This window comes from Nonomuraea sp. NPDC050691, assembly GCF_040654455.1.
GTDB lineage: Bacteria > Actinomycetota > Actinomycetes > Streptosporangiales > Streptosporangiaceae > Nonomuraea.
Genome location: NZ_JBFAIA010000029.1, coordinates 36,815 through 61,119, shown reverse-complemented (window position 1 = coordinate 61,119; position 24,305 = coordinate 36,815). Strand labels below are relative to the sequence as shown.

Annotated in this window: 21 protein-coding genes and 2 pseudogenes; 5 read left to right on the top strand and 18 right to left on the bottom strand. The window is 72.1% G+C overall.

Features of this window, described 5'->3' with window-relative positions:
• From AB0H81_RS14895 to AB0H81_RS14880, 4 genes and pseudogenes are all read right to left on the bottom strand, one after another.
• Positions 1-250: beta-galactosidase (locus AB0H81_RS14895; RefSeq protein ID WP_358374233.1), on the bottom strand; the 250-nt coding region annotated here is incomplete at its 3' end.
• Positions 228-623, bottom strand: a pseudogene (locus AB0H81_RS14890) (monooxygenase); the annotation flags it as partial. The pseudogene AB0H81_RS14890 and the gene AB0H81_RS14895, both read right to left, overlap by 23 nt.
• Positions 624-634: 11 nt before the next feature.
• Positions 635-1,165, bottom strand: a complete 531-nt coding sequence (locus AB0H81_RS14885) for an isoprenylcysteine carboxylmethyltransferase family protein (RefSeq protein WP_358374228.1) — start codon at positions 1,163-1,165, stop codon at positions 635-637.
• A 61-nt stretch (positions 1,166-1,226) separates the two neighbouring features.
• Positions 1,227-2,279 carry a 3-oxoacyl-[acyl-carrier-protein] synthase III C-terminal domain-containing protein gene (locus AB0H81_RS14880; protein WP_358374225.1) on the bottom strand — a complete coding sequence of 351 codons (1,053 nt, stop codon included), beginning with the start codon at positions 2,277-2,279 and terminating at the stop codon, positions 1,227-1,229.
• 173 nt (positions 2,280-2,452) lie between these two features.
• On the opposite strand from AB0H81_RS14880, the gene AB0H81_RS14875 reads away from it, so the two are divergent.
• Positions 2,453-3,313, top strand: a complete 861-nt coding sequence (locus AB0H81_RS14875) for a UbiA family prenyltransferase (protein WP_358374222.1) — start codon at positions 2,453-2,455, stop codon at positions 3,311-3,313.
• 11 nt (positions 3,314-3,324) lie between these two features.
• Here AB0H81_RS14875 and AB0H81_RS14870 read toward each other — a convergent pair whose 3' ends face one another.
• Positions 3,325-4,494, bottom strand: a complete 1,170-nt coding sequence (locus AB0H81_RS14870; RefSeq protein WP_358374219.1) for an NAD(P)/FAD-dependent oxidoreductase — start codon at positions 4,492-4,494, stop codon at positions 3,325-3,327.
• 116 nt (positions 4,495-4,610) lie between these two features.
• Here AB0H81_RS14870 and AB0H81_RS14865 point away from each other — a divergent pair, with 116 nt between their 5' ends.
• The 3 genes from AB0H81_RS14865 to AB0H81_RS14855 all read left to right on the top strand — a co-directional run bounded on the left by AB0H81_RS14865 (position 4,611) and on the right by AB0H81_RS14855 (position 6,281).
• Positions 4,611-5,393 carry an acyl-CoA thioester hydrolase/BAAT C-terminal domain-containing protein gene (locus tag AB0H81_RS14865; RefSeq protein ID WP_358374216.1) on the top strand — a complete coding sequence of 261 codons (783 nt, stop codon included), beginning with the start codon at positions 4,611-4,613 and terminating at the stop codon, positions 5,391-5,393.
• 115 nt (positions 5,394-5,508) lie between these two features.
• On the top strand, positions 5,509-5,877 hold the full coding sequence (locus tag AB0H81_RS14860; RefSeq protein ID WP_358374214.1) for a nuclear transport factor 2 family protein: 369 nt from the start codon (positions 5,509-5,511) through the stop codon (positions 5,875-5,877).
• Positions 5,878-5,969: 92 nt separating this feature from the next.
• Entirely contained in the window at positions 5,970-6,281 is a 312-nt protein-coding gene (locus tag AB0H81_RS14855; RefSeq protein WP_358374211.1) for a DUF1330 domain-containing protein, read from the top strand.
• Here AB0H81_RS14855 and AB0H81_RS14850 read toward each other — a convergent pair.
• The 7 genes and pseudogenes from AB0H81_RS14850 to AB0H81_RS14820 all read right to left on the bottom strand — a co-directional run bounded on the left by AB0H81_RS14850 (position 6,269) and on the right by AB0H81_RS14820 (position 15,194).
• Positions 6,269-6,571, bottom strand: coding sequence for a cupin domain-containing protein (locus AB0H81_RS14850; RefSeq protein WP_358374208.1), 303 nt, complete (start codon positions 6,569-6,571; stop codon positions 6,269-6,271). The genes AB0H81_RS14855 and AB0H81_RS14850 overlap by 13 nt on opposite strands.
• Before the next feature lie 46 nt (positions 6,572-6,617).
• Entirely contained in the window at positions 6,618-9,359 is a 2,742-nt protein-coding gene (locus AB0H81_RS14845) for a LuxR C-terminal-related transcriptional regulator (protein WP_358374205.1), read from the bottom strand.
• 387 nt (positions 9,360-9,746) lie between these two features.
• Positions 9,747-10,121, bottom strand: a pseudogene (locus AB0H81_RS14840) (Rrf2 family transcriptional regulator); the annotation flags it as partial.
• A 5-nt stretch (positions 10,122-10,126) separates the two neighbouring features.
• A complete protein-coding gene (locus AB0H81_RS14835; protein ID WP_358374202.1) occupies positions 10,127-10,987 on the bottom strand; it encodes an ABC transporter permease in 861 nt (286 codons plus the stop codon).
• A gap of 38 nt (positions 10,988-11,025) precedes the next feature.
• Complete coding sequence (locus AB0H81_RS14830) at positions 11,026-11,859, bottom strand: ABC transporter ATP-binding protein (RefSeq protein WP_358374199.1); 834 nt, start codon at positions 11,857-11,859, stop codon at positions 11,026-11,028.
• Between the two features lie 54 nt (positions 11,860-11,913).
• On the bottom strand, positions 11,914-12,969 hold the full coding sequence (locus AB0H81_RS14825) for an ABC transporter substrate-binding protein (protein WP_358374196.1): 1,056 nt from the start codon (positions 12,967-12,969) through the stop codon (positions 11,914-11,916).
• A gap of 98 nt (positions 12,970-13,067) precedes the next feature.
• A complete protein-coding gene (locus AB0H81_RS14820; RefSeq protein ID WP_358374193.1) occupies positions 13,068-15,194 on the bottom strand; it encodes a SpoIIE family protein phosphatase in 2,127 nt (708 codons plus the stop codon).
• Between the two features lie 136 nt (positions 15,195-15,330).
• Here AB0H81_RS14820 and AB0H81_RS14815 point away from each other — a divergent pair, with 136 nt between their 5' ends.
• On the top strand, positions 15,331-16,113 hold the full coding sequence (locus AB0H81_RS14815; protein WP_358374190.1) for a CPBP family intramembrane glutamic endopeptidase: 783 nt from the start codon (positions 15,331-15,333) through the stop codon (positions 16,111-16,113).
• A gap of 40 nt (positions 16,114-16,153) precedes the next feature.
• On the opposite strand, the gene AB0H81_RS14810 is transcribed toward AB0H81_RS14815, so the two are convergent.
• From AB0H81_RS14810 to AB0H81_RS14785, 6 genes are all read right to left on the bottom strand, one after another.
• Positions 16,154-17,365, bottom strand: coding sequence for a hypothetical protein (locus AB0H81_RS14810; protein WP_358374188.1), 1,212 nt, complete (start codon positions 17,363-17,365; stop codon positions 16,154-16,156).
• Positions 17,366-17,518: 153 nt separating this feature from the next.
• On the bottom strand, positions 17,519-20,776 hold the full coding sequence (locus AB0H81_RS14805) for a discoidin domain-containing protein (protein ID WP_358374231.1): 3,258 nt from the start codon (positions 20,774-20,776) through the stop codon (positions 17,519-17,521).
• Complete coding sequence (locus AB0H81_RS14800) at positions 20,776-22,185, bottom strand: glycoside hydrolase family 43 protein (protein ID WP_358374185.1); 1,410 nt, start codon at positions 22,183-22,185, stop codon at positions 20,776-20,778. Before AB0H81_RS14800 ends, AB0H81_RS14805 begins: the two co-directional genes overlap by 1 nt.
• Positions 22,186-22,479: 294 nt before the next feature.
• Positions 22,480-23,019, bottom strand: coding sequence for a DUF1062 domain-containing protein (locus tag AB0H81_RS14795; protein WP_358374183.1), 540 nt, complete (start codon positions 23,017-23,019; stop codon positions 22,480-22,482).
• A gap of 240 nt (positions 23,020-23,259) precedes the next feature.
• Complete coding sequence (locus AB0H81_RS14790) at positions 23,260-23,895, bottom strand: transcriptional regulator (RefSeq protein WP_358374180.1); 636 nt, start codon at positions 23,893-23,895, stop codon at positions 23,260-23,262.
• Positions 23,892-24,287, bottom strand: coding sequence for a DNA-binding protein (locus tag AB0H81_RS14785; protein WP_358374178.1), 396 nt, complete (start codon positions 24,285-24,287; stop codon positions 23,892-23,894). The genes AB0H81_RS14790 and AB0H81_RS14785 overlap by 4 nt, the downstream gene beginning before the upstream one ends.
• Positions 24,288-24,305: the final 18 nt, after the last annotated feature.

Below are 24,305 nucleotides of genomic sequence, written 5' to 3'. Positions count from 1 at the left end.
CGTTGAGCCCGTCGGCCGTGCCGTACCGGGCCTGGAGCCAGGCGCGGAAGTGGCGGGCCGACTCGGGGCAGAAGCATTCGAGCGTGTGGTCGGCGGCCGGACCAGTGGACCTCCACGTGGTCGTTCCAGGGGGCCACGCGGTAGTGGCGGCGCAGCCCGTACCGGCGGCGTCGCGCGTCGGGCAGGCCGAGGCCGAGCGAGCGGCGGATCGGCGAGTGCAGGCCGTCCGCCGCGACGAGCCAGCGGGCACGCAGCCCTCCCGCCTCGACGCCGTCGCGGTGTTGGCGCACGGACGCGACCCGGCCGGTGACGGTCTTGACGCCCAGCTCGGCGGCCCGGCGGGCGAGGGCGGCGTGCAGCACGGTCCGCCGCACCCCGAGACCGCCGGCGTCGTGGAACGCGGCCCGGGCCGAGTGGCGGCCGTCGAGGTAGTGGATGCCGCGCAGCGGGCGGCCCGTCAGCTCCACGCCCATCGCCGTCAACGCCGCGACCCCGCCGGGCATCAGGCCCTCGCCGCACGCCTTGTCCACGGGGGTGGCGCGCGGCTCCACCACCACCGCCTCCATCCCGGCCAGGGCCGCGTGGATGGCGGTCGCCAGGCCGGCGGGCCCGCCTCCGGCCACGAGGACGTCGATCACGCGACGGCCCGCCCGCCGGCCGTGGCCAGCGCCGCGTTCTCGCAGCGGATCCGTACGACCATGAGGACCGCGTTGAGCACGGTGAACGCCAGCGCGGTGATCCACGCGGTGTGGACGAGCGGCAGCGCGGCGCCCTCCACCACCACGGCCACGTAGTTGGGGTGCCGCAGCCATCCGAACCGGTACGGCCCGCGCGTCACGAGCGGCAGCCCCGGCACCACGATCACCTGGGTGTTCCAGCGGGGACCGAGGGCCGTGATGCACCACCAGCGCAACGCCTGGGCGGCCACGACGAGCGCCAGCATCGGCCAGCCGAGGACGGGCAGGAACGGCCGGTCGGCCAGGGCCACCTCCAGCGGCGCGCCGGCGAGCAGGCCGGTGTGCAGGGCCACCATCCAGGGGTAGTGGCCCTGGCCGGTGACGACGCCGCCGCGTTCGAGGCTCCAGCGGGCGTTGCGGCGGGCGATGCGCAGCTCGGCCAGGCGTTCCAGGCCGACGAGCAGGATGAGAGTCAGATACCAGAGCATGGCCACTCCCGGCGCGGCGGAGAAACGAGCGTGATCGGGACAGGACGAGGGCGGGACACGGTCACCAGCGCAACAGGACGAGTTCGGAGCAGAAGCCGGGGCCCATCGCGAGCAGCAGGCCGTACTCCCCCGGCTCCGGACGCCGCTCCTCGAGCGTGTCCTCCAGCACGTGCAGCACGGACGAGGACGACAGGTTGCCGTTGGCGGCCAGGGAGCGCCAGGTCAGCTCCAGGGCGCCGGCGGGCAGGTCGAGCACCTCGGCCACGGCGTCCAGCACCTTGGGGCCGCCGGGATGGCACACCCAGACGGCCATGTCGCGCGCGGTGAGCCCGTGCCCGGCGAGAAAGTCGCGCACGTCGTCGGCCAGGTAGCGGCGGACCATGTCCGGGACGCTCGCGTCCAGCAGCACGCCGAACCCCGAGTCCCGCACCTCCCAGCCCATGACGTGGGCGGAGTCGGGATACAGGTGCCCGCGCGTGGCCACCACGGCCGGCCCGTGCGCCTCCCGCTCGCCGCCGCAGGCCACCACGGCCGCCGAGCCGTCGCCGAACAGCGCGCTCGCGACCAGGTTGGCGGGCGAGGAGTCGCCGCGCTGCACGGTCAGCGAGCACAGCTCGACCGACAGCAGGACCGCGACGTGGTCGGGCCAGCCGCGCAGGTAGTCGTGCAGCCGGGCGATCCCCGCGGCCCCGGCCACGCAGCCCAGCCCGAACACCGGCAGCCGCTTGACGTCCCGCCGCAGCCCCACCCGGTCGACCAGGCGGGCGTCCACCGAGGGGGCGGCGACGCCCGTCACCGTGGCGAACATGATCATGTCCACGTCCTCCGGCTCCAGCCCAGCCGCCTTGATCGCCCCGCTCACGCTCTCCGCGCCCAGCTCGACGGCCGTGGCGATGTACGCGTCGTTGGCCGCGCCGAACCCGTCGAGCTTGACGTACTCCTCGATCGGCAGCGCGAGGTTGCGGAAGTCGACGCGGGCGCTGCGGTGCAGCCGGTCGAGCAGCCGCCGGTCGGCGCCGCCGGGCAGGCACATCCGCGCCGCCATGTCCGTCAGCGCCGCCTGGGGGTAGCGGTTCGGCGGGAAGGAGGTACGGACGGCAGCGATACGGGTCATGTGCGGTCTCCGGCTCGTGGCGCTGTACGACTCCGACGTTCCGGACGTTTCCCCTCCGGGCGACCGCTAAGCCATCGCGATGACCACAATCCCCTGCCATTTCGATCATCCCGGGTCAGCCGCGCCTGTGCCTGTGTCCGCGATGGCCGGCGAAGGCGGCCTACGATCAGGGAGTGACTGGCGATGAGGCGGCACGGGTGGGCGGCCTGAGGCGGACGGCCGGCGGGCTGGCACGGGCCTGCCATCCCGGCCCGACCGTCGCGGTGACGTCCCTGGTGACCGCGCTCGCGGTGGCGAGCGGGCGCGACGCGGCCGGGTGCGCGCTGGTGGCGGCGGCCGTGCTCGCCGGGCAGCTCTCGGTCGGCTGGTGCAACGACGCGGTCGACGCCCGTCACGACGTCGCGGCGGGGCGGGCCGGCAAGCCGATCGTGGACGGCGCGGTCAGCGCCGCCGCCGTGCGCAACGCCGCGTTCGTCGCCCTGGCCCTGTGCGTGCCGCTCTCGCTGGCGTCCGGGCTGCTCGCCGGGACCGCGCACCTCGTGGGCGTGGCCGCCGCGTGGGCCTACGACCTGGGGGTGAAGGCCACGGTCCTGTCGTGGGTCCCGTACGCGATCGGGTTCGGTTCGCTGCCCGCCTTCGTGACGCTCGGCCTGCCCGGGCATCCGTGGCCGGCCTGGTGGGCGGTGGCCGCCGCGGCCATGCTCGGGGTGGGCGCCCACCTGGCGAACGTCCTGCCCGACATCCCGCACGACCTGGCCGCCGGGGTGCGCGGGTGGCCGCAGCGGCTCGGCGCGGAGCGCACGCGGCTGCTGGCCCCGCTGCCGCTGCTGGCCGCGACGTGGCTGCTGGTCTTCGCGCCGCCGGGCGACGCGGGTGCCGCGGGATGGCTGGCGGTGGGGGTGACGGGGGCGCTGGTGGCGGCGGGCACGCTGCTGCACGGCCGGTCGGCGCGGGCGCCGTTCGCCGCCGCGATCGGGGTGGCGGCGGTGGGCGTCCTCGTCCTGCTCGCCAACGGCCCGTCCCTGACCGCCTGACCTCCCCCGTCTCAGTGGCGGGGGGCGCGGCGGAGCACGTTCGACACGGACTCGCGCAGCCAGCGGCGGGCCACCGCGAGAGCCATGGGCAGCGGCACCATCCCCGCCCCCAGCCCCACCTCCACCAGCAGGTCGAACACCTCCTTGCGCTGTGCGGCCGTGCCGATGGCCGCGTCGATGAACCCGGGCGACTGGGCGAGCCGGGCCAGCACGTCGGTGGTCCGCAGGTGCGGCCCGAGGGCCGCGCGGAGCTTGCGCCGGTAGACGGGCAGCGGGTCGCCGGGCGCCTCGACGGCCGCCTCGCCCGCCAGCCGTCCCGACAGCAGGGCGTAGTAGATGCCCTCGCCGGTGAGCGGGTTGATCAGGCTGGCGGCGTCCCCGGCGAGCATGACGCGGCCCGCGCCGGGCGTGGGCCGTCCGGACGACAGCGGCAGGTGATGGGCGCGCAAGTCCCGGGCCGGCCGGTCGGGCAGCAGCTCGGCGAGACGGCCGTGCAGCACCTGCCGGCCGGGCGAGCCGAGCGCGTGCAGCCGGGGCAGCAGCATGCCGAACCCGACGTTCGCGGTGCCGTCGCCGATCGGGAACGACCAGGCGTAGGCGGGCCAGCCCTCCTTCTGCATCGCGATGAGCTGGGCGTCGTCGGAGCCGGGGACGTCGGCGTACCCGCGTACGGCGATGGCCGTGTGCTGGGCCGTGTTCGGCGGGATGCCGACGAGACGGCGGACGGCGGAGTGGGCGCCGTCGGCCGCCACGACCGCGCGGGCGGCGATGTCCGCGTCGATGACCGGGTACGGGCCGGACTGGTCGATCGCGCGGACCCGGTGGCGGCGGACCTCGACGCCGAGCGCCCGGGCGGCCTCCACCAGCCGGGCGTCGAACACGCGGCGCGGCACGACGTGGTTGGGCCGGGCCGCCTCGGCGCTCACCCGCGAACCGCTCGGCGACACCACGGACAGCCGGGAGGTGGGCCGGTAGTCGTCGATGATGCCGGGCAGGCCGAGCAGGGCCAGCTCGTCCCGGCCGTGGGCCGCTATGCCGTCGCCGCACGCCTTGTCGCGCGGGAAGCCGGCCTTGTCCAGCAGCAGGACGCGCGCGCCGGGGCGCAGTTGCCTCGCCCGCAGCGCCGCGGCCGCACCCGCCGGGCCGCCGCCGACGACCACGAGATCCCAGACGTCAGTCACATCCGGACTGTGCCACGCCGGCCCCCACGCAAACCGTCCCGCCGGTGACCACTCCTCCTTGGTCGCCGTCTTGGTCTCCGTCGGGGCGCGCTGAGGCGCGGGCCATAATGCGGCGGGTGGAGAAACACGTGACGATCTCACCGGGTGCCGGGGTCGGTGTCCTGGTCCTGTCCGGGTCCAGCGGCCGGGTCGAGGAGCAGCGCTGCGACCTGCTGGCCGAGCACGGCGTGACAGCGATGTCGATCCGCTGGTGGGGTGGGGCGGGTCAGCCGCCGGGCATCTGCGAGGTACCGCTGGAGACGTTCGTGGCGGCACTCGATCTTCTGGTTGAGACGGGTGTGTCGCGGCTGGCCGTGCTCGGGGGCTCGAAGGGCGCGGAGGCCGCACTGATGCTCGCGTGCCTGGAGCCGCGCGTGAACGTTGTCATCGCCGTCTCACCGTCATCCGTGGTCTGGGCCAACATCGGCCCCGGACTGGACGGAGCGTCGACCCCTTACCGGTCGTCCTGGACGTGGCACGGCAAGCCACTCCCCTTCACCCCGTATCCGGCCGAATGGCCCGATCACGGGCCGCCCATGTCCTTCCGCGCCTTCTACGAGCGCGGTCTCGCCGCCGCTCCTCCGGAATCCGCGATCCCGCTGGAGCGGACCCGCGCCGACGTCCTGCTCGTAGCGGGGGCGGACGATCAGCTGTGGCCGTCGTTGACGTTCGCCGAGGCGCTCGCGGAACGCCGGGAGGTCCGGATCGTCAGCCATCCTTCGGCCGGCCATCGGCCGCGCTTCCCCGGCGAGTCTCCCGCGCAACCGTCGCCGTCGTTCCTGTACGGAGGATCCGCCGACGCTGACGCGGCCCTGGGCGCGGCGGCCTGGCCGCACGTCCTCGCCATGCTGGGCTCATGACCGGCGACGGTCGGCGGCGAAGTACCTAAGGAAGTACTTAAGTACGACAGATTCCGCGTCACCAGCGGCTCCGTAACTTTGTGGTCAAGACGAACGACCACGAAAGAGCAAGCACATGAGCGACATCGACCAGCTGGTCCAGAGCTACCTCGCCGCCTGGAACGAGACCGACGCGGCGGCCAGGCGGGCGGCGCTCGCCGAGGTCTTCGCCGAGGACGCCACGTACACCGACCCGCTGGTGTCGGTGCGCGGCCTCGACGGCCTCGACGCGACGATCGCCGCCGTCCAGGGCCAGTTCGGCGGGCTGATGTTCAGCCTCGCCGGAGCCGTCGACGCCCACCACGACATCGCCCGCTTCACCTGGAACCTGGGTCCGGAAGGGGCCGAGCCGCTCGCCGTCGGGTTCGACGTCGTCGTGATCGGCGACGACGGCCGGATCAGCCAGGTGCTCGGCTTCCTCGACAAGGTGCCGGCCGGGGCCTGACCTCGGCGGGCGGAGCCCGACTCCGGCGGGCGGACCCGACCATCGGTCCGCCCCCACCCGTGCGACCACGCAGAACCCGACTTGGAGTAACGATGACCGCGTACCTGCTCGCCCATCTTCGCAGGCCCGAAGAGATCCACCCCGACGTGCTGGAGTACAAGGAGAAGGTCCAGGCGACCATGGACCCGTTCTTCGGCCGGTTCATCGTGCGCGGCGGCACGGTCGAGGTCAAGGAGGGATCCTGGCCAGGCGATGTCGTGCTGCTGGAGTTCCCGTCCATGGAGCACGCGCGCGGTTTCTACCACTCGGCCGCCTACCAGGAGATCCTGCCACTCCGCACGGATCACCTGGAAGGCGATCTGATCATCGTCGAGGGTGTCGACGCCCCTGATCACACGTCGTAGTTGAAGCCGAAGGCGCGCGCACCGGTCTCGGAACGGGGCCGGTGGCTGGTCTCCGGCCCGAAGGCGACGTAGGTCCCCGGGCCGTGGATGCGGTCACCCTCGATGAGCTCGCCCTGGACCACGAAGTAGGCCTCGCCGTAGGTCTCGTGGACGTCCAGCTCCGGCCACTCGGCGCCCGGCGCGAGATCGACGACCCAGGTTCTGATCCCTTCCATCCCCGGGAGCATCCGCACGTGAACCCCGGGACCGAGCTCGACGGCGGGGACGGCGTCAACGTCAACCGGCAGCATTTGTCCAGGTAGGACCCGTTCTGGCGTGGTCATCGGGCCAACGTACTCACATTCCCAGACTGGCGGCAAGATTCTTGAGCTCACCGCGGGAGGCGACGCCGAGCTTGGGATATGCCTTGTAGAGGTGATAGCCGACCGTGCGGTGGCTGAGGAAGAGCTGTGCGGCGATGTCCCGGTTGGACAGGCCCTGCGCGGCCAGCCGGACGATCTGCAGCTCCTGCGGGGTGAGCGCGGCAGCCGCTCCCTCGCCGGCGCGCGCGCCCTGGTCCTGGGCGCCGGTCGCGGTCAGCTCGCCGCGGGCCCGTTCGGCCCACGGCGCCATGCCGAGCCGGTCGAAGACCTCCAGCGCGCCGTTCAGCAGGCCCCGCGCCTCGGACTTGCGGCGCGCCCGGCGCAACCACTCGCCGTAGAGCAGCGCCGTCCTGGCGTACTCCAGCGGGCGGGCGTCCTGGTCGTGCAGCTTGAGCGCCGCCGCGTACGACTGCTCGGCCTGGTCGTCGGCGCCGATCAGGCCCCGGCAGCGCAGGACGAGCGCGTCCGCCCAGGGCTGCCGGACCGACTCCGCCCATCGTTCGAAGCGGGCCAGCGGCTCGGCGGCGCGTTCCGGCGCCCCGACCCGTACGGCCGACTCCACCAGGTCGGGGGTGGAACGCGTGGCGCAGATGTGATGGCGCATCGGTTTGCGGGTGAGACGCTCGAAGCGCGCGAGGGCGGCTTCGGCGCGCCCCAGGCCCAGGTCGAGCAGGCCGAGCGACCAGTGTGCCCAGGGCGCGCCCGGGGAGATCGCCCCGGCGGCCGCCCCGGCCAGACCGGCCTCCGCGTGCCGCGAGCAGGCGTCCTCGTCGCCCTTGGCCGCGTCGAGGTAGGCCAGCACGCTGCTGAACTGGCTGACCCACTGCTGCTGCCCGGTGTCACGGGCGAGGCCGAGCGCCTCGGTCGCCGTGGTGAGCGCGTCCAGGTGGCGGCCGGTGAAGACCTCACCCTCGACCGCGAAGAACAGCACCGTGGGAAGCCGTCCGGCCCTGCCCCGTGCCCGATGGTCCGCCGCGAGCGTGTTCGCCAGCCGGTAGGCGTCCGCGTCCTGGCCCCGCGCCAGCGCCGCGCCGCACAGGATCATCAGAGCCTGGTCCGGCGCCCCACCGCGGCGGCGTACCTCGTCGAGCGTCTCCCCCAGCGGCGGAGGAGGCTCCGAGCCGCCCGGGTTCAGCAGGTGCACGAGGAAGCAGGCGATCGGCGCCAGGGGGTCGGTGTCCGCCGGCGGCACCGCCGACAGCCGCTCCAGGGTCGCGGCGAGCTGCTGTTCGCCCAGGTACCACGCGGTGTGCACGGCCTGGATCAGCATCTGCGCGGCCTGGACGGGGTCGGCGCCGCCGATGAGCGCGGCGCCGTCGAGCAACCGCTGATGGGCGGCCGGGTAGGCCCCCTTCCAGAACTCGGCGAGCGCCTGGACCTCGCCCAGCCTCGCCCGCACGGCCGGGGCGCCGCCGGTCCGGGCCGCCGCGCGGCGCGCCAGGTCGCCGGCCCGTTCCAGGTCGCCCGTCTCCAGGGCGGCCTCGGCGGCCATGGCCTCACGGCGCGCCCTCGCCCCAGGGTCGACGCTCAGGCGGGCCGCCCGTTCGTACGCGGCGGCCGCGGCCTCGTAACCGCTGCGTACCCGAGCGCGGGCCGCGGCGTGTTCCAGCGCGGTGGCGGCCTCTTCGTCGGGCCCGGTGGCCGCGGCCGCGAGGTGCCAGGCCCGGCGGTCCGCCTGCTCGGGGCTGTCGAGTGCCGCGGCGAGCGCCCGGTGGACGGCCAGGCGGTGGGCGAGCGGCGCGCGCTGGTAGACCGCGGCGCGGATCAACGGGTGGCGGAAGCGGAGGCTGTCCTCGGAGCCGCCGCGGACGATGAGACCCGCCCGCTCGGCCGGCAGCAGGTCACCGACGCCCGCGCCCACGGTCTCGGCGGCCCGCAGGACCGCGGCGAGCTCGCCCTCCTCGTCGGCCGCGGCGACCAGGAGCAGCGTCTGCGACGCCTCCGGCATCCGGCTGACCTGGCCGTGGAAGGTCAGCTGCAGGCGGCTGGTCAGGGGCAGCGCCCCGGGGGCGAACGCCGCCCCCGGCTCGGCGGCCAGCGCGACCGGCAGCTCCAGCAGGGCCAGCGGGTTGCCCCGCGCCTCGGCCAGCAGACGGAAGCGCAGCGTGGGCGGCAGCGGGTGCCGGTCCAGCAGCGCCGCGGCCGCCTCCGGGCGCAGACCGGAAAGACGCAGCTCCGGAAGGCCGGGAGCAGGGAAGGAGCCCTCGCCGTCACGCGCGGCGAAGAGCATGACCACGCCCTCGGCCCGCAGCCGCCGGGCGGCGAACAGCAGCGCGTCCCGGGACGCCCGGTCCAGCCATTGCGCGTCGTCGACCAGACACAGCAGCCCGCCCTCGTCCGCGTACTCCGCGAGGAGGGACAGCACCGCGAGCCCCACCAGCATCGGGTCGGCGCCGGCGCCCGAGCTGAGCCCGAACGCCGACTCCAGCGCCAGGCGCTGCGGAGCCGGCAGAGCCGGGAGACAGTCCAGTGCCGGACGCAGCAACAGCTGCAGCCCGGAGAACGGCAGCTCCGCCTCGGACTCGACCCCCGTGCCGCGGAGCAGCCGCAGATCACCGGCCGTCGCCTCCGCGTGGTCGAGCAACGCCGTCTTGCCTATGCCGGGCTCTCCGCGCAGCACCAGCAGGGCGCTCTCACCGCGGCCGGCCCCGGCCAGCAAGGCCGCGATCGCGCCCGCCTCCGCCTCTCTCCCGCACAACTCCACCAGCCCTGACATGCCCCAATCCTGGCACCCTGCGAAGGTGAGGCCGCCATCGCCGCCTCAGCCAGGCCGAGTGGCGAGCCGGCTTCCCGTCCCGTCCACCGAAACCGACCGGTCCGGGAGAGGCGACCCCTCCGACGGAGACGACCGGTCATGCGGAGACGTCCGGTCAGGCGGAGACGTCCCCTCCGGCGGAGACGACCGGTCACGCGAAGACGACCCGTCCGGCGCAGACGGAGAGCGCGGCTCGGAGGGAGGGAAGGCGGTGGAGGCGGCTGTCGGGGTGGAGGGGGTGGGCGCCGGGGCGGAGGGGGTGGAGGTGCCGGAAACCGAAGGCGCTGATGTGGGGGCGGCGCCGGTGACGGGGTGGGGGTGGTCGTGGGGTGGCGGGAGGGTGCCCTCGGCCACGTGGGCGAGGGTGATCTCCGACAGGAGCGTCTCCTCGTGGTCCCGTAACGCGCTCCACACGTCCGCCAGGGGCCGCGCCACCCCCGGGTATCCGCCGTGGTCACCCCCCTCCGGCACGCCCTCCACCACCGTGATGATGTCGGCCAGGCTGATCTGTTCCTTGGGGTACGCGAGCCAGTAGCCGCCTTCGGGGCCGCGCTGGCTGTGCAGGAGTCCGGCGCGGCGCAGCTGGAGCAGGATGTTGTCGAGGAACTTGCGGGGAATGCCCTGTGCCGCCGCGATGCGCTCGGCGGGCACCGGCCCGGGCGGGGCGGCGGCCAGCTCGGCGGCGGCTCTCAGGGCGTACTGGGTCCGGGCGGAGATCCGCATGTCGCTCAGGTGGTCACCTGGTGGAGGCCCCAGCGGCGGCGCAGGGCGTTGTCGGCGAGGCCGAACAGCCGGTCCACGAGGATGCCGATGACGAGGATCACGATCATGGTGGCGAGCAGGCCGGGAGAGTCGGCCAGCTCGCGCGCGAAGTGGAGCTGCTCGCCGAGCGACGGCCGGTTGGCGATGATGACGAGCAGTTCACCGGCCATCAGCGAGCGCCAGGCGAACGCCCAGCCCTGCTTGAGCCCGGCCAGGAACGACGGCAGCGAGGCCGGCAGGATGACATGCCGGTACAGCGTGAGCCGCCGGAAGCCCAGCATGTGCCCGGCCCGCAGCAGGATGGGCGGTGTGTAGTCGACGCCGGCGATCAGGCCGTTGGCGACGGACGGCGCGGCGCCGAGCACCACCACGAACAGGATCGCGCTCTCGCTCAGCCCGAACAGCAGGATCGCGAGCGGGAACCAGGCGATGGACGGCATCGTCTGGAGCCCGGTGATGAGCGAGCCGACGGCCCGGCGCAGCGGCCGGATGCGCGACACCAGCGCCCCGACGACCAGCCCGGCGGCGATCGCGAGGGCGAACCCGACGACCGCGCGGCGCATGGTGACCGTCAGCGCCTGGTAGAACTCGGCCTCGCCGAGCCGGTGGCCGAGCTCGGTGAGCGTGGTCACGGGCCCGGCGAAGACGTACTCGGGCCACCATCCGGCGAGCACGACGAGCTGCCAGGCGGCGAGCACGAGGACGACGGCCAGGGCGACGGGCCAGGTGCCGGCCCAGGCTCGGGTGAGCAGGCCGGCGCGGCGCGCGGGCGCCAGCTCCAGGGCGTCGAGCCCGGCGATCTGCCGGGCGTGCGTGTCAGCGGCCATCGGAGGCGACCTCCAGGGCGAGGGACGGAGCCGGCGGGTCAGCGGCCATCGGGGGTCGCCTCCTGCGGGACGCGGGTCGGCGCGGCGCCGTGGCGCATGACCTCCTGGCGCAGACGCTGCGTGATCTCGCCGGCCTGCTCGGCGACCTCCGCCGAGTCGGTACGGCGGGGCCGCGGCAGCGTGACCGGGAAGTCCTCGACGACCCGGCCGGGGCGGCTGGACAGCAGCACGACCCGGTCGCCGAGCCGGACGGCCTCGCGGACGTTGTGGGTGACGAACAGCACGGTCAGGTCGCGCTCGCGCCAGATGCGCTCCAGCTCGTCGTGGAGAAGGTCGCGGGTCATGGCGTCGAGCGCACCGAAGGGCTCGTCCATGAGCAGCACGTCGGCGTCCTGGGCGAGCGCCCGGGCCAGGGAGACGCGCTGCCGCATGCCGCCCGACAGCTCGTGGGGCCGCTTCCGGCCGAACCCGCCGAGGTGGACGATCTCCAGGTACTCCGCCGCCCGGTCGCGCCGCTCCCGCTTGCCGAGCCCCTTGGCCCGCAGCGCCATCTCGACGTTGGCCGAGACCGTCAGCCACGGGAACAACGCCGGCTCCTGGAACATGAGCGCGATCCGCCGGCGGTCGACGTCGATGCGGCCGGCGGTGGGCGCGTCGAGCCCGGCGACCAGCGACAGCAGCGTGCTCTTGCCGCAGCCGGAGGCGCCGAGCAGGCAGACGAACTCGCCGCGCGCTACGTCGAGGGCGACGTTGTCCAGGGCCAGCAGGCCCGCCTTGCCGTGTCCGTACGTCTTGGAGACGGCCTGGAGGCGGACGGCGGGTCGCTGCCCGTCGGTCCGCCCGCCGGCCTGCTCCGTCAGCGGAGCGGTCATGGCACCTCCGTCACTGTCCGAGAGTCTCTTGTCCGGGAGTCACTTGTCCGGGAGTCACTTGTCCGAGATGGGCGACTGGCCCTTGGCGGCCAGGACCTCGTTGAGGATCTTGAGGTCGTAGATGCCGTTCAGGTCGACCTGGTCCAGCAGGCCCACCTTGGTGGCGTGCTCGGCGCTGGTGACCAGCGACGAGGCGATCGGGTCGTCGGTGAACGTGATGTTCTTGAACGCGCTGTCGAGGACCTCGGGCTTGAGCGCCTTGCCGGTCAGCTTCTGCAGCGCGGCGTTGGCGGTCCGGGCGGAGCCGGCCGGGTCGGACTTGATCAGGTCGTTGGCCTCGACGTGCGCCTCGATGAGCTTGCGGACCGTGTCGGGGTGCTCCTTGAGGAACTCCTGCCGGACGATCAGGTGGGTGATGACGAACTGCTTGTCCGGCCACAGGTCGCGCTCGTCGACGAGGACCTTGCCGCCGCTCTCCTTGATGAGGCGGCTGGCGAACGGCTCGGGCACCCAGGCGCCGTCGATGTCGCCGGTGGCGAACGTCTGGATGGTCTGGGAGTTCTCCTGCGGGACGATGTGGACGTCGCCGCCGCCCTTGGTGTCGGTCTTGAGTCCCTTCTCGGTCAGCCAGTAGCGCAGGGCGACGTCCTGAGTGTTGCCGAGCTGCGGCGTGGCGATCTTCTTGCCCTTGAGCTGCTCGGGCGAGGTGATGCCGGGTTTGACGACGAGGAACACGCCTCCGGAGGCGGCCCCCGCGACGATCTTGATGGCCTTGCCCTTGGACTTGGACCAGGCGTTGATGGCCGGGTTGGGGCCGACGTAGGTGGCGTCGACGGCGCCGGAGAAGACCGCCTCGATCGCGGCCGGGCCGGCGTTGAACGTGCTGGTCTTGAGCGTGGTGCCGCTGCCGAGATGCTTGGCGTAGAGGCCCTTCTCGACGCCGACGAGGGCGGTGGCGTGCGTGATGTTCGGGAAGAACCCGAGCCGCACCTCGGCCGGCGCGGCGCCGGGCTTGCCGTCGCCGCCGGACCCGCCGCAGGCCGCGGTCAAGGTCGTGAGTGCCAGAGCCGCCAGGGCGGCCACCACCCCGCGAGGCCCGCGTGCGTTCATCGGTTCTCCCTATTCCCCACTTATTTAGTAGATATAATCTGTTTATAGGGGCATGCGGGCATGGCGTCAAGCCGGGTGTTCCAGCTACCTGGGTGATCTCAGAGGTGCTTCAGCAGCAGCAGCGCGATGTCGTCCGTGCGCTGCTGGACGTCGAGCGCGTGGTCGATGAGCGTCTGCGCGACCATGGCCAGGGGCCGGCCGGAGCAGCGGGTGAGGCGTCGGCCCAGGGCCTCCATGCCCTCGCCGATGTCGATGCCCGGCGCCTCGATCAGGCCGTCGGTGTAGAGGGCGAGCATCGACCCGGGCGGCAGCGGCAGCTCCATCGTCGGGTAGTCGGCGTCCGGGTCCAGCCCGAGCAGCAGCCCCGCGGGCATGTCCGCGATCTCCGCGGGCGTGCCGGGCCGGAGCAGCAGGGGCGGGAGGTGGCCGGCGCTGGCCAGGCACGCGACGTGCCGCTCCAGGTCGAGGTTGACGTACAGGCAGCTTGTGAACAGGTCGGGCGCGAGGTCGATGAGCAGCCGGTTGGTGTGGAAGAGGACCTCGCCGGGGCTCGCGCCCGCGGTCGCGTGGGCGTGGATGGCGGTACGCACCTGCCCCATGAGGGCGGCGGCGGTCATGTCGTGGCCCTGGACGTCTCCGATGACGGCGGCGGCCGTGCTCTCGTCCAGCCTGATGAGGTCGTAGAAGTCGCCGCCGATGTCCATGCCGCGGGTGGCGGGCAGGTACCGCGCGGCCACGTCCAGGCGGGGCACGCTGGGCAGCGCGCTCGGCAGCAGGCTCGCCTGCAGGGCCTCGGCCAGGTGGTGCTTGACGTCGTAGAGCCGGGCGCGCTCCAGGGCCTGGGCGACGAGCCCGGCCAGGGAGGTGAGCGTGGCCCGCTCGTCGGCGGTGAAGACGTGCGCGTGCTCGTACGACAGGACGACGGTGCCGATGGGGCGGTCGGAGGCGATGAGCGGGAGCACCGCCCAGGCGGCCATGCCGGGCTGGGCCACCGCGTCGGGATGCCGGGCGGCCAGCTCCTCCCAGTTGCCGAAGAACGCGGCCTCGCCCGTGAGCATGACGTGCTGGCTCGCGCTGTGCGCGGTGAGCGGCAGGCCGTCGAAGTGGTCGATGACCTCCGGCTCGTAGTTGTGGGAGCCGACCACCAGCATCCGGCCGTTCTCGGCGAGCAGGATGGCCATGCCCTGGGCGTCGCAGAGGACGATGACCTGCTCGGTGACGAGGTCCACGACGTCCTGGACGGTGACGGCCCGGGTGAGGGTCGACGCGAGGTGGACCAGGTTGTAGAGCGTGTCGGCCCGGATGGGCCTGATGAGGTGCCCGGTGTCCGCCTGCGGCTCCTGGAGGACCGGCCCGGGGACGGGAACGATGCGGACGCTGATGCCCGACGGGTCGGAGTGCAGCTCGAAGGCCAGCCGCTCGCCGCGCGGGTTGGCGGCGGTGAACGCGGTGACCTGGTTGCTGAGCGCGGCGGCCCGGTAGTTGGCCTCGAAGACCGGGTCCCGCAGCCACGGCAGCACCTCCCAGGGCCTGGCCCCGAGCAGCTCGGAGACCTTGCCGCCGAGCAGGCCGGCCGCCGTCTCGGTGATGAACGTGACACGGCCGTCCATGTCGAGCGCGCAGCACCCTTCGGGCAGCCGGTTGACGTAGTCGAGCGCGGCCAGCGCCTCCTCGGGGTCCGCCTCGGCGTCGCGGCCGACGGCGAGGGGCCGGGGCCGTTCGCCGGGCACGACCGGGTGGCCGGTCTCGGCGGCCCGCCGCAGCAGGATGCCCATCCGGCGGCAGTCGAGCTCCATGACGTCCCGCTCCTGCGGGCTGAGCTCGGGGGCGTGCGGCGCGGGCCACAGCAGGACGAGTGCGCCCCAGCAGTCCTCGCCGATGCAGATGGGCGCGGCGGCCAACGAGAAGGGGTACGGCAGGGTCAGGGCGGCGTCCGGGTAGTGCCGGGCCATCTCCTCCTGCCCCGGCACCCACACCAGGCGCCTCTCGCGCACCGCGACCGAGCCGGGGATCCGGCTGTCCAGGCGGAGCCTGGACCACTGGCTGGCGATCGGCGTGGGAAGCCCGATCGTCGACTCCATGCGCAGCGTGTCCCCGTCGGGCGTGAGGAGGTAGAGGGCGCCCATGTGCGCGCCGGTGCCACCCACGGCGTGGGCCAGCAGCTCGTCCAGTCCCGGGGCGTCGTCGTCTCCGGGGCCGAAGAGTGTGGTGGCTTGGTCGTGCATGGGTGGCGCCTCACTCTCAGGGTGAGTTCTCTACCCGAAAATGCCTATAAAGGACAATATGCCCGAGTCTCTGCGATCGGCGCCACTCCGGGGCCTCTTATCCGGGTCCGACGAACCGGGGGTTACCCTGCGGCCTATGCACACGCAGCCCGCCCCCACCGGCGTTCCCGTGCTGTCCCGGCGGCTCATCGGAGCCGAGCTCCTCGTGGTGTTCTCCGTGTCGCTCGGCGCCAGCGGCCTGGTGGCGCTCGTCCGGCTGGTGGGCGCGCTCACGGCGCCGAGCGGCCTGAAGAGCCAGCACGCCGTGCTCACCCCCACGCTCGCGCCCGGCCGCCCCTGGCTGGACCTGACGCTCCAGCTCGTGAACATCGCCATCACGGTGGCGCCCGTCGCGCTCGTCGCCTACCTGCTGATCCGCTCCGGCGAGTCGCTGCGCACGATCGGCGTGGACGGGCGGGAGCCGGGCCGCGACCTCGGCCGGGGCGCCGCCCTCGCGGCCGTGATCGGCGGCACGGGGCTCGCGTTCTACCTGGCCGTGTACGCCACGGGGGTCAACCTCCAGGTGGTGGCCGGGGCGCTGCCCGACGAGTGGTGGCGGGTGCCGGTGCTGGTGCTCGCCGCGGCGCAGAACGGCGTGCTGGAGGAGGTGCTCGTCGCCGGATACCTGCTGCACCGCTTGGACCAGGCGGGCTGGAGCCCCTGGCGGGCCGTGGTGGTCTCGTCGCTGCTGCGCGGCTCGTACCACCTGTACCAGGGGTTCGGCGGGTTCGTCGGCAACGTGGTGATGGGGCTGGTGTTCGGCCGGCTCTACCAGCGGTGGGGCCGGGCGATGCCGCTGGTCGTGGCGCACACGCTGATCGACACGGTGGCCTTCGTGGGGTACGCGCTGCTCCACGGCAAGGTCAGCTGGCTCCCCTGACCCCCTACCGCACCGGGGCGCGGGCGGGGCGAAGGGATCGTCAGAGGCCGTAGCGGCTCTTCAGGTGCCGCCACCAGTCACGGAACATCCACGCGTCGAACTCGGTGATCGAGGTGGCGCTGCCCGCCTTCATGATGAAGCAGCACTGCCCCGTGGGAGTCCAGTCGTAGAAGTCGTCAAGGCCGAACGAGTGCCCCATCTCGTGCAACAGGATGTGGATGTTGTCGGCGTTGAGGTTGCCCATGAAGTACTCGCTGCCGATGCGCTGGCCCCAGTCGCCGCCCGCGCCGCCGCCGAAGCCGGCGGTGAGCCAGAGCGACATGTCGTAGTGGTGCGACGCGCCGCCCGGGCAGTTGGGGTAGTTCCCGCTCTGGTTGAAGAAGCGGCCGCACGGCTCGGCGCACTGGGGGGCGTTCTCGCGGATGTCGTTGACGTAGATGTCGACCGAGTTGTCGCTCCACTGGAGCTGCGCCCGGTCGCGCACGGCCCAGCCGACGACCTTCACCGGCACCGTGCTGTACGGCCAGCCGTTGTGCCCGGCCATCACGTCCATCCACTTCTTGAACTGGCGGGCCAGGGCGGCGTGGATCTGGTCGCGCTGGGCGGCCGTCACCGTGGCCGTGGTGTCCCAGCGGACGCAGTAGTTGATGGAGCCGCGGTTGGCCATGACCTGGTCCCAGCCGTAGTTTCGGAAGCCGTACAGGTTGGGGTACGTGCTCTCGACGTGCTGCCAGACCTCGTTGAGCGGCGTGACCAGGCTGGCCGGCGGGTTCCAGGTGCCGGGGGTGCCGCCGCCGCCCGACGGGTCGTCGGCGTACGCCTTGACCTCCAGCAGGCCGACCGACGCCTGGCCGCTCTGCAGCGCCACGCGCAGCCGGGTGGTGCTGACCTGGCCGAAGGTCACCTTGTTGTAGGCGTCCACGCGGACCGGGTAGCCGCTGGCGTTCGGGACGTCGGCGTACGCGCCGCCGTTCCAGTACTGGAGCTTCCAGGAGGCGGGGACGCGCACGCCGCCGCCGTCGTCGAAGAAGTAGATCTCGGCGGCCCGCAGGGTCTGCGCACCGCCCCAGGTCAGCTCCGCCCACTGGGCGCCGGTGTCGGGCCAGGTGCCCCAGCGGCGGTTGACGGTGTCGTTGGAGCGGGGCGGGTCGATGCCGTCGTTGAGCGCGGCCACGCTCTCCCAGGACGAGGTGTAGGACGCGCTCGGGGTGGCGGACGTGGCGAGGTTCGTCTCCGCGTACGCCGCCCGCACCGGTAGCAGGAAAGCGCTTACCAGTAGAAGCGGCAAGAGGGCCAGGCGTTTCATCGCGCCTCCAGGGTGGGGTTGGGTGTCGCCGGATGTGCGGACGCCCGGCACGCGCCTCCGTGCGGGGCGGCCCGTGCCGGGCAGGGGGACATCAAGTGATCATGGTCCGAACGCCTTGACCTCGAGCAGGCCGACGGAGTTCGATCCGTTGCCGGTGAGCAGCACCCGGAGCCGGGTGGTGCTCGTGGCCGTGAACGTCACCGTGTTGTAGGCGTTCTTCGTCAGCGTGTACGCGCTCGCGCCGGGCACGTCCGCGTACGCGCTGCCGTTCCAGTACTGCAGCTTCCACGACGCCGGCATGTCGATGCCCTCGTCGTCGTCGAAGAAGTACACCTGCGCCCGGTTCAGGTTCTGCGCCGACGACCACGTCAGGTCCACCCACTGCTGCCCGGTCTTCGGCCAGCAGCCCCAGCGCGGGTTGACGGTGTCGTTGGAGGACGGCGGGTCGATGCCGTCGTTGATCGCGTTGACGCTCTCCCAGGACGAGGTGTACGAGGCGGTCGGCGTCGCCGAGGCGGCCAGGTTGCCCGCCGGCGGCTCCTGGGTGCCGCCCCGGTTGAACACCTTGATCTCGGTCAGGCCCGTCCTGGCGCCGGAGGCGTTGGTGGCCAGCACCCGCATCCGCTGGGCGTTGACCGCGCCGAACGTCACCACGTTGTAGTTGGCCCGCGGCGCCGCCGGGCTCTTGGCCTGGCCCGGCACGCTGACCCACGCGCTGCCGTTGTGGTACTGGATGTCGTACGCCGACGGCGCCCGGTAGGTGGAGCCGGCCGGACGGCTGTCCTTGAAGTACAGGCGCACCTCGTTGAAGGTGCGGGCCGCGCCGAAGTTCAGCTCGTACCAGTCCTGGCTGTTGGGCGAGCCGCCCGCGCCCCAGAACGGCTCGTTGACCGGGTAGCCGTCCTTGGCGCCCGCGACCGTGCTGCCCGAGCCGGTGTACGAGGCGCTCGCGGTGGAGCCGGTGGCCAGGTTGGTCAGGTCGGCCGTCAGGTCCACGCCCGCCTTGGCCAGCATGTCCACCATGCGGGCGCCGGTGTGCGTCACCTGCGTCGGCGCCTGGAGCCCCGAGACGGCCACGTGGTGGGTGACCGTGCCGCTCGTGGTCACGTCACCGGTGGCCGGGTCCCAGGTGAAGGGCACCAGCGAGCCGACGGTCGCGGCCCGGGTGCCGTTGACGTAGATCGAGTAGCCCTCCGGCACGCCCGGGTAGCGCACGACGCCGTCGGACGGGTCGTCCCAGACGATGGTCAGGTCGGCGTTGCGGTAGCGCAGGTTGTTGACGGTGAAGTGGGACCAGCCGATGTTGATCGGCGACAGCTCCACCTTGGCGTCGTTGCGCGGCCGGAGCCCCGCCACGTCCTCGATCACGGTCCAGTTGCCGCTGCCGAGGATGTTGTGGTGGATCCACGACCGGTAGGTGATCGACGAACCGTTCCAGTCGGCCCAGAACTCGTTGGCGTCGGGCCACTGGGTGTTGCCGTTGACGTACTGCGCCCAGGCGTTCCAGTAGAGCAGCTTCTTGTACCAGGTCGCGTCGATCCACGAGTTGGGGTAGTTCCGCAGCACCGAGGAGAGCAGGCGGAACTGCACGGTGGAGTTGATCGTGGAGAAGTTGTTGCTGCCGGTGCCCGAGGCCGCCTTGTCGGCCTGGTTGGCGGTGTAGAAGGGGAAGATCGGATACTGGGCCGGATCGTCGAAGAGGCGCAGCGCCTGCTTGTAGGTGGCGGTGTTCGGGATCGCGCCGACGGCGAACGGGTAGTAGTTGTTGATCTCCTTCCACGGCACCCACTCGTTGGTGGACTTCAGCCGGTGCTCGAAGAGCTGCCGGTTCGGGTTCCACAGCACGTTGACGATGGCGTTCTGGATCTGCGTGGCCAGGGTGCGCATCTCGGTGGCCTTGGCGGTGTTGCCGACCGCCTCGTACGCCTGGGCGGCGGCCAGCGCGCCGCTGTACTGGTAGGCCGACTCGGCGCGGTCCATGTCGCCGCTCTTCCAGTGGAAGGAGACGGCGTCGGCGTCGTTGCCGGTCAGGGCGCCCCAGTCGTACTCGATGAGCTTGTTGTTGTCGTGGTCGTAGTAGGCGAGCTGCCCCTTGACGTCGCCCTCGGCGTAGCGGGCCAGGTTGGCCGCGATGGCCGGCTGGCCGCCGTGGATCTGGTAGCTGCGCCAGGCCGCCTCGGCGATGTACTGGGTGTAGCTGTTGGACCAGTTCTCCGGGTCGCCCGGGTTGTCGACGAAACGGCCGTTCTTCGACACCTGTCCGACGCTGAGCCAGTCGCCGTAGGCGTACTTCGGGTCGCGCAGGTACTTGAGGTCGTCGATGTGCATCGGCTGGGTCAGCACGATCGCGTTGTTGTAGCCCAGCACGCCCTCCGTCGAGGTGGGGAACTGGAACGTCTGCCCGGGGATGTCGGCGTCGAGGTGGTTGAAGCGCATCAGCCACCAGCGGTAGTAGATGTTCTTCTTGATGCCCGGCTCGGGAACGTCGATGTAGGGCACGTTCTGCGCCCACCACCGGTTGTAGGCCCGCACGTGCGTGGCGAAGGCCGTGGCGCCCGAGTACCCGGCGTACGCGTCGTACTCGGTGCGCGACTCGGGGATCTCGTTGGTGACGAAGCCCATGACGACCTTGGCGGTCACGGTGGCGCCCGCGGCGACGGTCACCGACCGGTTGAGCCCGCCGCTGGAGACCGTGAACCCGTCGCCGGTGAGCTTCGGATAGATCGTGGTGAGGTTGTTCTTGGCGTTGACCTGCCCGGTCAGCTCGCTGCCGCTGCCCGAGGCGGCGTACGGCGAGGTGGCGCGGAGCTGCAGCGTGGCCGAGCTCGACCCGTTGTTGGTGATGGACAGGTTGGTCACGGCGACGTTGTTCTCGGTGATGAACTTCGTCTGGTTGACCGTGATCGAGCCGCTGGTGTGGACGCTCTTCCAGTGGCTCGGCGCCTGCCGGCGGGAGTTGACCTGCTCGGTGAAGGTGCCGGGCGTGATGGCGACGGTGTAGGCGTTGTTGTCGCTGATGCTCTCCCAGTACGCCACCTGGCCCGCGAAGCCGAGCGTGCCCGGCGTGTGGGTCTTCATGAACACGGCGCGCCCGCGCGACATCAGCCAGGTGCCGGCCGGGTCGTTGCCCGGCCGGGCGAGCAGCCGGTCCATCCAGAAGTCGGTGCCGGAGCTCTCCGCGTCGTAGATGGCCTGCATCATGTTGCCGGTCGTGTACGAGCCGGGCGCCGCCGTGATCGCCGGGCCGCCGAACGTGGGGTACCCGATGGTCTGCGCGGCGTCGGCCGGGGCCCCGGCGACGACCATCCCGGCGATCAGCAGCAGGGCGGCCACGGCCCGCCGTACGACCTTTCTCATCACAGGGCCATCCATTCGAGGACGCCGGTCGAGTAGCCGGACTTCGAGGTGATGCTCAGCCGCAGCCGCGTCGTCGAGACCGCGGGGAACGTCGTGACGTTGTAGGTGTTCGCGGCCGTCCCGCAGGCCGACTGGCCCGGCACGTCCACGTACGCGCTGCCGTTCCAGTACTGCACCTTGCAGGAGGCGGGCAGGTCGATGCCGAGGTCGTCGTCGAACCAGTAGGTCGCGACCCGGCTGATCGGCTGGGCGCTGTTCCAGCGGTACTCCAGCCACTCGGTGCCCTGGTGGTTCCAGTTGCCGTAGGCGCCGTGGCTGTGGTCGGCCGAGCCGGTGGGCACGTACCCGTCGTTGACGGCGGCGAGCGTCTCCCACGGCGAGACGTACGAGGTGGACGCCGTCGCGGTCAGGGCCAGGTTGGTGCCGGCCGGCGGCCCGCCGGGACCCCCGCCCGGGCCGGTCGTCTGGACGACCTTCTGCATGGTGCCGTCGGCGTTCCAGTAGAGCTTGTCGAGCGTCACCGAGCGCCGGAAGTTGCCGCCGCCGGGGCTGCTCGCGTTGTGGTAGACCATGTACCACTGGCCCTTGAACTCGATGATCGCCGGGTGGTTGGTGGTCGAGGTGACCTGGTCGAGCACCACGCCGCGGTGGGTCCACGGGCCGAGCGGGTTGCTCGCGGTGGCGTAGCGGATGCAGGCGTAGCCGGAGGCGGCGCAGCCGGAGTCGTTGGCCGAGTAGGCCAGGTAGTAGACGCCGTTGCGCTTGAACATCCAGGGGGCCTCCCAGAAGTTCGAGACGCCCTGCGGGGTGATGACGGAGCCGTCCAGGTTGATCATGTCCGGCTTGAGCTTGGCGGCGCGCAGACCGTAGTAGGAGCCCCAGTAGATGTATGACTGGCCGTCGTCGTCGGTGAAGACGGTCGGGTCGATGTTGAGCGGCGAGGAGTTGGGGGTGCTGTCGCTGATCAGCGGGCCGCCCTTGGCGTCGCGGAACGGGCCGAGCGGGCTGTCGCCGACGGCCACGCCGATGTCCATCCAGCCCGCGCCGTTGCCGTTGACGGGGACGTACCAGTAGTACTTGCCGTTCTTCGGCTCGACCTCGCCGGCCCACGCGTCGGCGCCGGCCCACGGGAAGTCTGAAATTTTCAGCTTGGCGCCCTGGTCGGTCCAGGTGGTCGCGTCCCCGGACGTGAAGACGTGCCAGTCGCGCATGACGAAGTCGGTGCCGCCGGCGGGGGCCTCGTCGTGACCGGTGTAGAGGTACATGGTGTCGCCGGCCACCAGGGCGGCCGGGTCCGCTGTGTAGAGGGCGGTGGTGATGGGAGCGGCCGCGGGGGCGGGTGCCGCGGACGCGACGACCAGCCCCAACGCGGCCAACGCGCCGAGGATCGTGGTGCGTGGGCGAGTCATGCGGGACTCCTGGATGTTACCTAGCGCTTGCTTGGTTAGCGCTAACATTTCTGGGTGGCGGATAGGCGATCTTTCTGTGATTCACGTGATCAACGCGGCGGAGCACGGCGCCCTGAGTGTTTGCGATATCAAAAGAGCCGTCAAGACCCAAAATGATCGCCCAGCTCACAGCGCCGGTTTCCTCGAGTGAGGCGGATGCGGTGAGGACGCGAGTCCGGACCACGCCCGAGCCGGGACCCGGCCAAGGCAGAACACGGCAGAGCCGTCTTCCGCCTTGGCACAGAGCACCTGGGCCTACGGGACCGACCGCAGCAGGACGAAGGCGAAGTCCGATGTCGTCCTGCGGTTCAGCGGGATGTCGCTCTTGACTCTGCGGGCGATCTCGTTACGGCTGATGCCCAGTGCATGAGCGATGAGCCGTTCGGGGCGGACGGGCACGGGATCGTCGAAAGTGACCGTGACCTGGAAGGGCCCCGGGTGCTCGGGGACGGGAGGTGCGTGGAGTTCCCAGCGCCCGTCCCAATCGAGCGCGAACCGGTTGCGCCGGGCGATCAACGGGTCGAGAAGGGTGTCCACGACGAGGGAAGGCGAGTTGGCCGAGTAACCGGCCAGCAGGTCGGCCGGCAGCGAGCGGACGGGGACGCGCTCGTGGACGACCAGCCTGCTGCTCCGGCCACAGGCGATGCAGTTGACCAGGAGCCAGACGCCGAGAAGTCTGCCGTTGCCGTTGACGCGGAACTTGCCGTCGCCGGTGGTGGCGCGGTCGGCCTGGCAGGCCACGCAGGTGAGGGTGACGAGGGGCAGGCGGGTGCGCCGCACCACCCAGGGCAGCACGATATGAGGATGTGAAGACATGATCTCTCTGAAGACCTGACGGAAGGCATGGAAAACAGAGCCGACGGCGTCGTCGGCGACCGGTGCGCAGGGAAGATGTCAGGTCTGAAGAGCAGGCGGCGTCATGCGCGCGAAGTCCTCACGTAGGGGTGTGAGCGCCCAAGCTAGACGACCACCAGCCGGAGCTCCACCCCTTTTCGCGAGTCCGGCCGACGTCGGCGGGGCGGCGGAGGCGTGGGGTCACGGCTCCGCGTGCCGGTCGAGGCCGAGCGTGGCGATGAGGTCTTCGTGGAGCTCGAACCAGACGCGATGGCAGGAGTCGACGTCGGTGCGGTCGACCCAGCCGCCCTCCCCGGCCCGGGCGCGCGCCAGGGCAGCGGCGAATCGCGTGTCGTATCCGCGGAACCGCGTGAGGACGTCTCCCAGCCGGTCCGCGAGCGGCAGGAGCGCGCGGTCGATGCCGGCGAGCTCGTCGAGGACTCTGGCGTCCCATGCGGGGTCGGAGTGGTCGTTGACGGCGAGCCGATCGCCGGCGGTGGGCCGGAGTTGCCAGTCGGTGCAGGCCCGCAGCAGGAGGGCGTTCAGCGGGAGGAAGTCGCGGTAGACGTCACGGACCTCGTCGGCGCCACCGACGCGGGCGAGTTCGTCCGCGAGGAGGCGCTCGTTCTCGGCTCGGCCCCTTTCGGTCAACGACCAGCCTCCGTCGCCGGCGAAGGCGGTGTGCTCGACCCACCCACGCGCCTCGGCGTCGAGCAGCATCTCTTTCGTCTCGGCCGCGTCGAGCCCGTACCGGCGAGCGATCACCGGGGTGTCCGCGAACCCGGTGAGGCGCACGGCGTGCATGACCAGGAGGTCTGAGGGAGAGTCGCGCGTCACGAGTCGGCGTCCTGCCGCGCCGCCAGGCGGGTGAAGTGCTGCTGGCACGCCTGAGGGGACTTGAACCCCAACGCGGTCGCCATCTGCGCCCAGGTCAGTCCCGCGCTACGGGCCATGAACAGCAGGGCGGATTCGAGTCCTTCGACCTCGGCGCGGGCGGCGGGCAGGAGAGCCAGCGCGTTCAGGATGTCCTCCGGGTCCAGGTCGGCGTGGCGCCAGACGGCGAACTGCACGAGGTCGACCGCCGACGGCGGGGCGGGCGAGGGGCGCCACGGGCGGGCGTCGAGCGCGTCCGCGCCCAGGCTCATCAGACGCTCACGCGCGTCCTGCTCACGCCGGGCCTGGATGTGATCGGCGTGCTCGGTGTGAGCGATCTCGTGCTTGCGTGACATGCACCTCATGATGCACAC

What these genes read in the sequence shown, in the direction of transcription:
- AB0H81_RS14880 (WP_358374225.1), bottom strand. Translation starts at nt 2,279, where the DNA reads ATGACCCGTATCGCTGCCGTCCGTACCTCCTTCCCGCCGAACCGCTAC.
- AB0H81_RS14820 (WP_358374193.1), bottom strand. Translation starts at nt 15,194, where the DNA reads ATGCACGACCAAGCCACCACACTCTTCGGCCCCGGAGACGACGACGCC.
- AB0H81_RS14805 (WP_358374231.1), bottom strand. Translation starts at nt 20,776, where the DNA reads ATGAGAAAGGTCGTACGGCGGGCCGTGGCCGCCCTGCTGCTGATCGCC.
- AB0H81_RS14885 (WP_358374228.1), bottom strand. Translation starts at nt 1,165, where the DNA reads ATGCTCTGGTATCTGACTCTCATCCTGCTCGTCGGCCTGGAACGCCTG.
- AB0H81_RS14825 (WP_358374196.1), bottom strand. Translation starts at nt 12,969, where the DNA reads ATGAACGCACGCGGGCCTCGCGGGGTGGTGGCCGCCCTGGCGGCTCTG.
- AB0H81_RS14835 (WP_358374202.1), bottom strand. Translation starts at nt 10,987, where the DNA reads ATGGCCGCTGACACGCACGCCCGGCAGATCGCCGGGCTCGACGCCCTG.
- AB0H81_RS14785 (WP_358374178.1), bottom strand. Translation starts at nt 24,287, where the DNA reads ATGTCACGCAAGCACGAGATCGCTCACACCGAGCACGCCGATCACATC.
- AB0H81_RS14800 (WP_358374185.1), bottom strand. Translation starts at nt 22,185, where the DNA reads ATGACTCGCCCACGCACCACGATCCTCGGCGCGTTGGCCGCGTTGGGG.
- AB0H81_RS14815 (WP_358374190.1), top strand. Translation starts at nt 15,331, where the DNA reads ATGCACACGCAGCCCGCCCCCACCGGCGTTCCCGTGCTGTCCCGGCGG.
- AB0H81_RS14860 (WP_358374214.1), top strand. Translation starts at nt 5,509, where the DNA reads ATGAGCGACATCGACCAGCTGGTCCAGAGCTACCTCGCCGCCTGGAAC.
- AB0H81_RS14830 (WP_358374199.1), bottom strand. Translation starts at nt 11,859, where the DNA reads ATGACCGCTCCGCTGACGGAGCAGGCCGGCGGGCGGACCGACGGGCAG.
- AB0H81_RS14850 (WP_358374208.1), bottom strand. Translation starts at nt 6,571, where the DNA reads ATGCTGCCGGTTGACGTTGACGCCGTCCCCGCCGTCGAGCTCGGTCCC.
- AB0H81_RS14845 (WP_358374205.1), bottom strand. Translation starts at nt 9,359, where the DNA reads ATGTCAGGGCTGGTGGAGTTGTGCGGGAGAGAGGCGGAGGCGGGCGCG.
- AB0H81_RS14855 (WP_358374211.1), top strand. Translation starts at nt 5,970, where the DNA reads ATGACCGCGTACCTGCTCGCCCATCTTCGCAGGCCCGAAGAGATCCAC.